This window comes from Streptomyces sp. NPDC059900 (assembly GCF_050270335.1).
Classification (GTDB): Bacteria; Actinomycetota; Actinomycetes; order Streptomycetales; family Streptomycetaceae; genus Streptomyces.
The window spans coordinates 1-10441 of the sequence record NZ_JBNNJZ010000285.1 but is presented as its reverse complement, the minus strand read 5'-3'; the positions used below and the strand labels follow the sequence as shown (position 1 = coordinate 10441).

The window sequence follows — 10441 nt, the reverse complement described above, 5'->3', positions numbered from 1 at the left end:
GCCGCGCCCTCCCAGTTGGTGTGCAGGCCGAGGTCGATGGCCTCGGTGGCGAGGATCGCCGGGGTCCACTCCACCGTGTGGATCTTGGCGATGAGCGCGGAGACCACCAGGCGTGCCGTGTGGTAGATGCTGTCCTCGCTCATGGCGGGGTACTCGTGCCGCAGCGCCGCGCAGACCGCGTTGTGCTCGCGGGCGAAGAGGGTGTGCATCGCGCTCAGGCCGAGCCACCAGCTCTCGTTGAAGCCGGTGAGCGGGATGCCGTTCTGGCCCACGGGCAGGTGCCCGTCCTCCAGGCGCAGGTCGGCGCTGCCGCCCGCCTCGCGCAGGAACCTCGCGGTCCGCTCGTCCGCGCCGTACACCTCCGAGCCGTCCCACCAGTGCGACGCGGAGTTGGCGAAGAGGATCGGGGGCTGGTTGCCGGGGACCTCGATGCCCTCGTTCTCGGCGAAGCGCATCACGTTCTCGGCGGGCCCGCCGGGGGTGTTGTGCCAGGTGCTGCCGGGCGGCAGCGGGACCTCGACGGCCTTGCCGCCCACCGGGTAGCGGCGGTGGTTGACCCAGTCGTGGACCTGGAACTGGATCCAGGCCGCGGCCAGGACGTTCAGCGAGGTCGCGGGCACGAAGGTGTCGCGCTGGAGGAGCGTGCGGCTGACGGTGACCGGGTTCGGGGTGTCGAAGAGGTCGGGCCGGTAGTCCGGCTTCAGGTTGCGTCCGAAGGCGGCGCCCACGGCTCCCATGGAGGGCGCCGAAAGGTCGTTGTAGGAGCCGTCGTACGAGCGTGCCGTGCGCAGCCGCTCGTCGACCGGAGCGGGCACGGGGACGGCCTTCGGCGGTGCCTCGGGGACGTCGGTGTCGATGAGGTTGAGCCGCCGCAGCACCTTGCGCAGGAAGACCAGGTTCAGCAGGCTCGCCTCCAACGGCAGCCTGTACCACGGCACATAGCGGTTCAGGGCGCCGAAGAACCGGCCGACCGGGATGCCGAGCACGGTGTTGCGCAGCGGCTCCGCGGTGGTGAAGCGCAGGCCCTTGCGGTGGGCGGCGCTCGCTTCGTACGCGGCCTTGCGGGCGCGGTTGAGATTGCCCAGGGGGCGGAATTCGCCGGTCGTGTACCAGGGGTTGAAGGCGAGCCCCTCGACCCGTCCGGCCGCCGCCATGGCCTCGACGGTCGACAGGTCCTGGCGCGGCACGGTGAGGCGGGCGACGGGCACGGCGGGCGTGATGTTGTCCTTCCACTCCACCGAGCCGTCCTCGACGGGCGTGCGCTTCTCGTCCACGTACCGCTGGACGCACAGGTCGAAGGCGACGTCCGAGGTGACCAGGCGGTGCGCGAGTTCGCGGTGCAGGAAGCCGGGGTCGCGGCGTTCGGGCTTGGGCTCGGGGGCGCTGCCCACGACGGGGCGCAGGAGGTAGCGGACCGGTCCTGCCTCGCCCCACAGGATGGCGCCGCGGCTCCAGTACGTCTCCCTGGCGAGGCTGTTGACCGTGTGCCGGGTGGCGGACTGGATGTTGCGCCGCATCCGGGTCGCGGTGGAGAGGCCGACGGCAAGGGGGAGCTTCACGAACAGGCCGAACGCCTTCTGCACCGGGCTTGTGGCGCCCGCCATGGCCTTGGCGAAGGCGACGAACTCACGGGCGTCGCGGGCGTGCGAGACCGGGAAGTTGGTGGCGAGCAGGTCGTGGCTCTCCTCGTCCGACACCGCCACCCGCACGGCGACGCCGCGCAGATCGGCCGCCGCGTCGGGCTGCCGGGTGCCGCTGGCGTTGGAGAGCCGCACGGTCGCCGGGTACTCGGCGCCCGGCTGGGCGTAGCCGCCGCGCAGGGCTTCGGGCAGGTCGTCGTTGAAGGTGAGGCGGGCGTTCTCCACGCCGAGCGCGGGTTTCGCGTGCTGGGTGCGCGCGAGGGAACCGGCGCCGCCCGCGCGCCGGTTCTTCGCCTGGACCTTCATGATCTCGCGGGCCAGGCGCTCGAAGAGGCGGTGCTCCGCCTCGGGGCTGCCGCCCGCGTAGCGCTCGTAGGTCTGCTCGTACTCGCCGGTGTCTGCCATCAGGCTCTTCCTTCGCGCGCAGGCGTACGGGACGGGGCCCTAGGACGTTAGTGGCGGTGGGGGGCGGGCACAGCGTGGGTTCTCGCCTATGTCCGCCGGGCGGTCCGCGCGTCGAACGTGCAGGCAAGGCAGGGTATTTGGGCCCGTCGGGCGTACCGGGGTGTTCGAGCGGCGCGGAGCAGGTGATCGTTCCGTCGCCCCTCGGGGAGTCTCCTCTCTCAGCGGCCCCGGGGGGCCGGGCGCGCCGGTGGCCGGTCCGTGACGGGTGGGCGGGGGCCCCGCGCGCACGAGTTGACTGCCGACCGGGCCGGTGGTGTGCTCGCAACTCCGTTGCCGCCAGCGCCCGTTGCGGAGGAATCCATGCGGGACCAGCACACCAGGGCACCGTCCTTCACCGATCTGCGCCCGTACAAGGGCGTCACCACGACCGGCCCCGCGGCGGGCTTCCCCGTCTATCCGGACCTGGTGGAGCGGCTGCTCGCGGACAAGGCGCAGCCCGATCCGGAGGGTGTCGTCCCGCACGCCCTGGCGACCTGCTCGGCGTACGCCTACGCGGGTACTCCCGAGAGCGCCGACCCGCAGACGCTCGCCATGATCATGGCGAGGCTCGGCCTGGAGGAGAACCGCTGCCGGGTCTTCGAGCAGCGGGTGGGCGCGCTCTACATCGCGTCGGCGGCCTATCTCCTCCAGGACAAGGACCGGCGAGTGGTGATCCTCTGCTACCGCGGCACCCAGCCCGAGGACATCATCAGCATCCTCACCGACGCCGACGTACGGCCCGAGACGCTCCGTGTCGACCTCGGCGGCGAGCGGTACGACGTGCACGCGGGCTTCTACCGCAACATGCGGGCCTCGCGGTACCTCGTCATGCAGGCCCTGGAGCGTGCGCTGCGCGGCGAGTCGGTCAACCCCGACGAGCAGGGCACCGTGGGCGGGGGCATGGAGGCGCTCTACGTCACGGGGCACAGCCTCGGCGGCGCGATGGCGGCGCTGATGGGCGTCGTGCTGGCCCACGAGCCGCGCTACGCCGCCGTCGCGGAACGCCTCAGGGCGGTCTACACCTTCGGCCAGCCCATGCTCGGCGGCCCGGAGTTCGCCGCCGCCTGCCAGCGGGCCTGCGACACGCAGGGCGTGCACGTGCTGCGCGACCGGCTCATCCGCTACATCTACGACCGGGACGTGGTGCCCTCGCTGCCGCCGCGCCCGGTGGGGCCTTACGCACCCTTCGGCCGCGAGTTCCACTACCGGCGGGACCGGGGCGTCGTCGACGGGGCGCTCACGCTCGTGGCCGACACCTTGATCGAGGCGCTTTCGCTGCCGGGCGATCTGCTCGGCGGACGGCTGCGGGCCACGGCCGGGCGCCGGGCCAAGGGGGCGGGGCGGGCCCTGGCCGGTCTGGTGCGGGGGCCGGGGCGGAAGCCGGGCTGGGTCGAGGTGCGCGATCCGGCGCCGCGCTACCCGCAGATGGACAGCCTCGCGGGGCTCGCGGTGGTGGCGCCGCTCGCGTTCTTCGCCGCCCGGCTCGCGCTGACCAGGGGCGTCCCGTTCGCGTACTCCTTCGAGGACCACGGCCCCGGGCACTACGTGAACGCGCTGGCTCCGCCGGGGGTGATGAGCGAGTACGGGGACATCCGCTGAGGCGGCTGTCCGGCCGGCCGGTCAGTCGATGAAGGCGCCGTCGACGTACACCCAGGCCCCGTCGAGCCGTTCGAAGCGGCTGCGTTCGTGCAGGGACTCCTTGCGGCCCCCGTCGGTGTAGCGGGCCCGGAACTCGACCGTGCCGGTGGTGTGGAACGCGGTGCCGTCGGCGGTGTCCAGGATCTCCAGGCCGACCCAGCGGAGCCCCGGGTCGAACTCCACGCGGGGCGGCCGGGTGCGCGGGTGCCAGGTGCGCAGGAGGTACGCCTCGTCCTTGACGGCGAAGGCGCAGTAGCGGGAGCGCATCAGCTCCTCGGGGACGGCGGCCATGGCCTCCCCCCGGTGCAGCCGCCCACAGCACTTCTCGTACGGCTGGGGGTGGCCGCAGGGGCATGCGGTGATCTGGGGGCGGGGGGTACGTCGGGACATGCGGGCCATTGTCCCCCGGCTACGGAGCGAGGATGTCCAGCTCGTGCAGCGCCCCCACGGCGATCTCCCGCGTCAGCTCCTCGGCGCGCCCCGCGTCCCCCTCGCGCACCGCCTCCGCGAGCCTGACGTGCAGGGTGACGGCTGCCGGGTCCGGGTCCTCGAACATGACCTGGTGGTGGGTGCGGCCCGCCAGGACCTCCGCGACGACGTCTCCGAGGCGGGCGAACATCTCGTTGCCCGACGCGTTCAGGACGATGCGGTGGAAGTTGATGTCGTGGAAGAGGTAGCCCTCCAGCTGCTGGCCCCGCGAGGTGGCGACCATGCCCAGGGCGCACTCGGTGAGGGCCGCGCACTGCTCGGGAGTGGCGTGCTGGGCGGCCAGGCCCGCGGCGGCGGGTTCGATCGCCGAGCGCAGGACCGTGAGGGAGCGCAGCTGGCGCGGCCGGTCGGCGCCGGCCAGACGCCACCGGATGACCTGCGGGTCGTAGACGTTCCACTGGGCCGTGGGCAGTACGGTCACGCCGACCCGGCGCCGGGACTCGACGAGGTGCATCGACTCCAGGACGCGCACCGCTTCCCGTACGACCGAGCGTGAGACCTCGAACCGCTGGGCCAGCTCGTCGGTGCGCAACACGCTGCCCGGCGGGTACTCGCCGCCGGTGATGGCGGGCCCGAGGCTTTCCAGTACACGAGCGTGCAGCCCACGGGCCTGTGCGGTCATGACGTCAGGGTATGCGGCGGCCCTCGGGAACAAAAAGTCAGACTTTTGTGTCACAGACTCTTGAATTTGTCAGACCTAATGGGTTTCAGTGACGTGAACGAGCCACGGGTCTCCCCCGTCCCGTGGCTCGTTTCCGGACCGATGTCGAAGAAGACAGCGAGGCAGCACAGCGATGAGCACCCCCCACGTCGTCGTAGTGATGGGCGTGGCAGGAACCGGCAAGACAACGATCGGTCCCCTGCTCGCGGATCGGCTCGGCGTTCCCTACGCCGAGGGCGACGACTTCCACCCCCCGGCGAACATCGCCAAGATGTCGGCCGGGACCCCGCTGACCGACGAAGACCGCTGGCCGTGGCTCGATGCCATCGGCGCCTGGGCCCACGGCAGGGCCGGGCTCGGCGGTGTGGTCAGCAGCTCGGCGCTCAAGCGCAGCTATCGCGACCGGCTGCGGGCCGAGGCCCCCGGCGTCGTCTTCGTCCACCTCACCGGCGACCGTGCCCTCATCGAGGACCGGATGTCGCACCGCGAGGGCCACTTCATGCCGACGGCCCTGCTCGACTCGCAGTTCGCCACGCTCCAGCCGCTCGGCGCGGACGAGGCGGGCGTCGCGGTCGACGTCACCGGCACTCCGGAAGAGATCAGCGAGCGCGCCTTCGAGGCACTGGGCGCACTCGACCAGTAGTTCCCGTCCCCCGCACCCTCTCCCCTGACGTACAAGGAAAAGCACCGTGACCAGTCTCAGCGTTGAGATGCTGGCAGCGGACGCCGTCGAGCCGATCACCTCCGCTGGCCACGCCCAGCTGGGAATCGCCGTCCTCGCGGGCATCGCCGTCATCGTCCTGCTCATCACGAAGTTCAAGCTGCACGCGTTCCTGGCCCTGACCATCGGGTCGCTCGCCCTCGGCGCCTTCGCGGGCGCCCCGCTCGACAAGGCGATCGCCAGCTTCACCGCGGGTCTCGGCTCGACGGTCGCGGGCGTGGGTGTGCTGATCGCGCTCGGCGCGATCCTGGGCAAGCTGCTCGCCGACTCCGGCGGCGCGGACCAGATCGTCGACACGATCCTTGCCAAGGCCGGCGGGCGTTCGATGCCGTGGGCGATGGTCCTCATCGCCTCGGTGATCGGGCTTCCGCTCTTCTTCGAGGTCGGCATCGTGCTGCTGATCCCGGTCGTCCTGATGGTCGCCAAGCGCGGCAACTACTCCCTGATGCGGATCGGTATCCCGGCCCTCGCCGGTCTGTCCGTGATGCACGGCCTCATTCCGCCGCACCCCGGTCCGCTGGTCGCGATCGACGCGGTGGACGCCAACCTGGGCATCACGCTGGCCCTCGGTGTGCTCGTCGCCATCCCGACGGTGATCATCGCCGGGCCGGTCTTCTCGAAGTACGCGGCGAAGTGGGTGGACATCCCCGCTCCCGAGAAGATGATGCCGCAGCGTCCCTCGGAGGACCTGGAGAAGCGTCCCGGCTTCGGTGTGACGGTCGCGACGGTGCTGCTTCCCGTCGTGATGATGCTGGCCAAGGCCCTGGTCGACATCATCGTGGACAACCCCGAGCACACCGTGCAGCGCGTTTTCGACGTCATCGGCTCGCCCCTGATCGCGCTGCTCGCGGCGGTCATCGTGGGCATGTTCACGCTTGGCCGTGCGGCCGGGTTCACCAAGGAACGCCTCTCCACCACGGTCGAGAAGTCGCTCGCGCCGATCGCCGGTGTGCTGATGATCGTGGGTGCGGGCGGTGGCTTCAAGCAGACCCTCATCGACTCGGGCGTCGGTCAGATGGTCCTGGAGATCTCCAAGGACTGGTCGATTCCGGCGCTGCTGCTCGCGTGGCTGATCGCCGTGGTGATCCGCCTCGCCACGGGCTCGGCGACGGTGGCCACCATCTCGGCCGCGGGCCTGGTGGCACCGCTGGCCGCGGACATGTCCACCACGCACACGGCGCTGCTCGTGCTGGCCATCGGAGCGGGATCGCTCTTCTTCTCGCACGTGAACGACGCGGGATTCTGGCTGGTGAAGGAGTACTTCGGGATGAGCGTGGGGCAGACCATCAAGACCTGGTCCGTGATGGAGACGATCATCTCCGTCGTCGCGGGCGGTCTGGTGCTGTTGCTGTCGCTTGTCATTTAGGCGGGGTCAGGGCAACTTCCCCGTCCCCAACCCCGCCCCTTCCCGAAAACCCGCCGGCGCGGGGGCCTTGGTGGACGTCGTCACCGGCTTCGCCGAGTTCGTCCTCAAACGCCGGACGGGCTGGACTTCTCCAGCCCGTCCGGCGTTTGCGCTACTTCCGCCACAGCGGATGCTCCCGCTCCGCCCACTCCGGGTCCACCGAACCGGTCCGCATCCCCCGCCTCGCCTCCGGGTCGGCCCACGCCATCCCCACGTGGCCCGCGATCACCACGCCCAGGGTGAGGGCGAGCCAGTCGTGGACGAACGTGCTTCCCGTGCGCCAGGACAGGGGGGTCAGGTGCGTGAACCACATCAGCAGGCCCGTGCCCAGCATCACCAGGACCGCTCCGGCCAGCCAGCCCGCGTACAGCTTCTGGCCCGCGTTGAACTTGCCCGCCCGCCGGGTGCGCCGCCGCAGCCAGGCCTTGTCGTAGGGCCCGAAGCGGTTCAGGAGGCGCAGGTCGCCGCGGAAGGCGCGGGACGCGAGGCCCGCCAGGAACGGGGCCGGGAGCAGCAGTCCCGACCATTCGTGGACGCTCACCACGAGGGCGCGGCGCCCCACGAGCTCGGCAAGCTGGGGAACGTAGAGGCACGCGGCGCTCGCCACGCACACGCCCATCAGGATCGCCGTCATGCGGTGCACCCAGCGCTCGGCGGGGCTGAACCTGCGCACCCGCGCCGCGGCCGCCTCAAGCCGTGGGCTTGTCGTCCCTGCCATTCGAATCACCCACCCATGCGTCGACGTCGTAGCCCCGCTTCTCCCAGTAACCCGGCTCCACCTCGTCGGTGAGCGTGATCCCGGAGAGCCACTTCGCCGACTTGTAGAAGTACATGGGGGCGACATAGAGGCGGACCGGGCCGCCGTGGCTGTGGCCCAGGTCCTTGTCCTGCATCCGCAGGGCCACCAGGACGTCCTTGCGCCGGGCCTGCTTCAGCGTCAGGCTCTCGCTGTACGTGCCGTCGAAGCACGTGAAGCGGACCGCGCGGGCCGTGGAGCGCACCCCCGCCGCGTCCAGGATGCGGGAGAGGCGCACGCCCTCGAAGGGGGTGCCCGGCACCCGCCAGCCCGTCACGCACTGGACGTCGCGCACCATGCGGGTCTGCGGCAGGGCCCGCAGCTCGGCCAGGGAGTACGTCGCGGGGCGGTCCACCAGGCCGTCGATCTTCAGGCGGTAGTCGGCGGCGCTCTTGTGCGGAACGGACGCGGCCACCGAGTAGTAGCGGAAGCCGCCGCCGTTGGGGAGCAGGTCGGTCAGGCCCGTGGGGTCCTTGTCGGACGCGGCGCCCAGGAAGGATTCCAGGCCCCGCTGGAGCGGCGGCGCGGCGGCCACGCCCAGGGCGCCGAGGCCGAGCATGCCGAGGACCAGGCGGCGGCCGACCGGCGTGCCGCCGTGGTCGTCCGCGGGCCGGTTCGGAGGGGAAGTCGTCACCCTTCGATTCGAGCACCCGCGGCTCCGGGGGTACAGGGGCCGCGGGTGTCCGTCAGCGTTTCGTCAGGTTTGCCTCACGCCTGGCCGGGCGGTGTCTCCGACGCCTTCTCCAGCTGGAACGCCTCGTTGCCCAGGCCGATCCGGGCGTGCGCCGCGGGCTTGGTCGAGCGCAGGATCGCGCCGTAGACCACGCCGATCACCGCGGCGAGCAGGATGATGCCGGGCAGCACCCAGCTGAGCGCCGAGCCGGGGCCCGCGCCGACCAGGACGTCGAAGTCCTTGACGGTGTAGCCCGCGATGACGAACAGGCCGGCCGCGGCGAGCCCGGACGCGGTGATGCGCCAGGCCTGCGCGCGGGCCGCACCGCGCCGTACGAAGAAGACGATGACGGCGATGGAAGCGGTGGCCATCAGGAGGATGACGCCCAGGGCGCCGACGTTGCCGCCCCAGGTGAACAGGTGCAGGACCGGGGCGGTCGGGTCGCCGAACTTGCCGTCGTCGGTCACCGCGAAGGCGATCACGACGATGACGGAGACGATCGTCTGGAGCAGCGAGCCGGTGCCGGGGGCGCCGGTGGAGGTGTTCGTCCTGCCGAACGTGGCGGGCAGCAGACCCTCCCGGCCCATGGCGAAGGCGTACCGCGCGACCACGTTGTGGAAGGAGAGGATCGCCGCGAACATGCCGGTCACGAACAGCACGTGCAGTACGTCGGTGAAGGTGCCGCCGAGCCGGGACTCGGTGAGCCCGAAGAGCAGCCCCGCGCTCTGTTCCTGTGCGGCGGGGACGATGCCGGAGGGTCCCGCGGCGACGGTGAGCGCCCAGGAGCTGATCGCGAAGAAGACCGCGACGAAGCCCACCGCGAAGAACATCACGCGGGCGACGACGACCTGCGGACGGCTGGTCTCCTCCGCGTACACGGGGGCCTGTTCGAAGCCGGTGAAGGCGGCGATGCAGAAGCAGAGCGAGGTGGCGACGCCCGCGCCGGTGAGGGTCTCCGGGTTGAACGCGTGCAGGGACAGGCCTTCCTTGGCCGGGTCCGCGATGGCCGCGATGTCGAAGATGACGACGAGCGCCACCTCGATGAGCAGCAGGACGCCGAGCACGCGCGCGTTCAGGTCGATCTTCAGCCAGGCGAGCACGGCGACGACGGCGACGGTGACGAGTGCCGGGATCCACCAGGCGACGTGGACGTCGAAGTACGTGTCGATCAGCCCGGAGACCTCGAAGCCGAGGAGGCCGTAGAGGCCCGCCTGGAGCACGCTGTAGGCCACGAGCGCGACGAGCGAGGCGCCGGCCCCGGCGGTGCCGCCGAGGCCCCTCGATATGTACGCGTAGAAGGCGCCGGCGTTGTGGACGTGGCGGCTCATCTCGGCGTATCCGAAGCTGAACAGGCCGAGGACCACGCCGAGGATGAGGAAGAGCAGCGGCTGTCCGACCACACCCATCACGCCGTATGTGGTGGGCATGACACCCGCGACGACCATCAGCGGCCCGGTCGCCGCGAGCACGGACAGGAGGAGACCTGCCGTGCCCAGGCGCCCCGCGCGCAGGGCCGTCTCCTGGCCCTTGTACGTGCTGATCCCGCTCCCGGCGGACTCGCCCGCGGCTCTCGTGTCGCTCGTTCTGCTCGAACTGCCCGTCGCCATGGCGCGGTTGTCCTTTCGGGTGTGCCGGTTGATGGGGGTGGGTCAGGCGGAGCCGAGCGCGGCGCTGCGCGCGGCGGTGAACGCCTTGTACGGATCCCGGTCCGGGTACGACCAGGGGGCTGGGGTCGCGTGGCGGCCGATGCGGTGGAAGAGGGCGGCCGATTCCGCCGCCCTGCCCTCGCAGAACTTGGCGTGGGCGAGGAAGTTCAGGTCGACGCGACAGCGCGGGTAGGTCGTGTGCCCGGGGCGGCCGGGCATCTCCCACTCCAGCCACCAGTCGAAGGCGGCCTTCATGACCTGGCGGGCCCGGCGTCCCGTCCAGTGCCCGGAGGCGACGGGGTCGCCGGGCTCGCTGCCCGCGGTGGCA

General features: G+C 71.4%; 9 protein-coding genes and 1 pseudogene. 3 read left to right on the top strand and 7 right to left on the bottom strand.

Annotated features, from left to right (window positions below; genetic code table 11):
• Positions 1–2045 (bottom strand): peroxidase family protein (locus ACQKIP_RS29125; RefSeq protein ID WP_427744565.1); only part of this gene is annotated, 2045 nt, incomplete at its 3' end.
• A gap of 360 nt (positions 2046–2405) precedes the next feature.
• Here ACQKIP_RS29125 and ACQKIP_RS29120 point away from each other — a divergent pair.
• Positions 2406–3683: a lipase family protein gene (locus tag ACQKIP_RS29120; protein WP_365860013.1), complete on the top strand. Its 1278-nt coding sequence runs from the start codon at positions 2406–2408 to the stop codon at positions 3681–3683.
• A 21-nt stretch (positions 3684–3704) separates the two neighbouring features.
• On the opposite strand, the gene ACQKIP_RS29115 is transcribed toward ACQKIP_RS29120, so the two are convergent.
• On the bottom strand, positions 3705–4112 hold the full coding sequence (locus ACQKIP_RS29115) for a YchJ family protein (RefSeq protein ID WP_365860012.1): 408 nt from the start codon (positions 4110–4112) through the stop codon (positions 3705–3707).
• Between the two features lie 19 nt (positions 4113–4131).
• Positions 4132–4833, bottom strand: a complete 702-nt coding sequence (locus ACQKIP_RS29110; protein WP_365860011.1) for a FadR/GntR family transcriptional regulator — start codon at positions 4831–4833, stop codon at positions 4132–4134.
• 172 nt (positions 4834–5005) lie between these two features.
• On the opposite strand from ACQKIP_RS29110, the gene ACQKIP_RS29105 reads away from it, so the two are divergent.
• Together ACQKIP_RS29105 and ACQKIP_RS29100 are read left to right on the top strand one after the other, a co-directional pair.
• A complete protein-coding gene (locus tag ACQKIP_RS29105; protein WP_365860010.1) occupies positions 5006–5515 on the top strand; it encodes a gluconokinase in 510 nt (169 codons plus the stop codon).
• Positions 5516–5561: 46 nt separating this feature from the next.
• Positions 5562–6959 carry a gluconate:H+ symporter gene (locus ACQKIP_RS29100; RefSeq protein ID WP_365860009.1) on the top strand — a complete coding sequence of 466 codons (1398 nt, stop codon included), beginning with the start codon at positions 5562–5564 and terminating at the stop codon, positions 6957–6959.
• A 151-nt stretch (positions 6960–7110) separates the two neighbouring features.
• On the opposite strand, the gene ACQKIP_RS29095 is transcribed toward ACQKIP_RS29100, so the two are convergent.
• The 4 genes and pseudogenes from ACQKIP_RS29095 to ACQKIP_RS29080 form a co-directional block, all read right to left on the bottom strand.
• On the bottom strand, positions 7111–7716 hold the full coding sequence (locus tag ACQKIP_RS29095) for a cytochrome b/b6 domain-containing protein (protein WP_365860008.1): 606 nt from the start codon (positions 7714–7716) through the stop codon (positions 7111–7113).
• Positions 7688–8353: a molybdopterin-dependent oxidoreductase gene (locus ACQKIP_RS29090; protein ID WP_365860179.1), complete on the bottom strand. Its 666-nt coding sequence runs from the start codon at positions 8351–8353 to the stop codon at positions 7688–7690. Before ACQKIP_RS29090 ends, ACQKIP_RS29095 begins: the two co-directional genes overlap by 29 nt.
• Positions 8354–8502: 149 nt before the next feature.
• Positions 8503–10074 (bottom strand): APC family permease, encoded by a 1572-nt coding sequence (locus tag ACQKIP_RS29085; RefSeq protein ID WP_365860007.1) that lies wholly within the window; start codon positions 10072–10074, stop codon positions 8503–8505.
• A gap of 42 nt (positions 10075–10116) precedes the next feature.
• Positions 10117–10441, bottom strand: a pseudogene (locus ACQKIP_RS29080) (hypothetical protein); the annotation flags it as partial.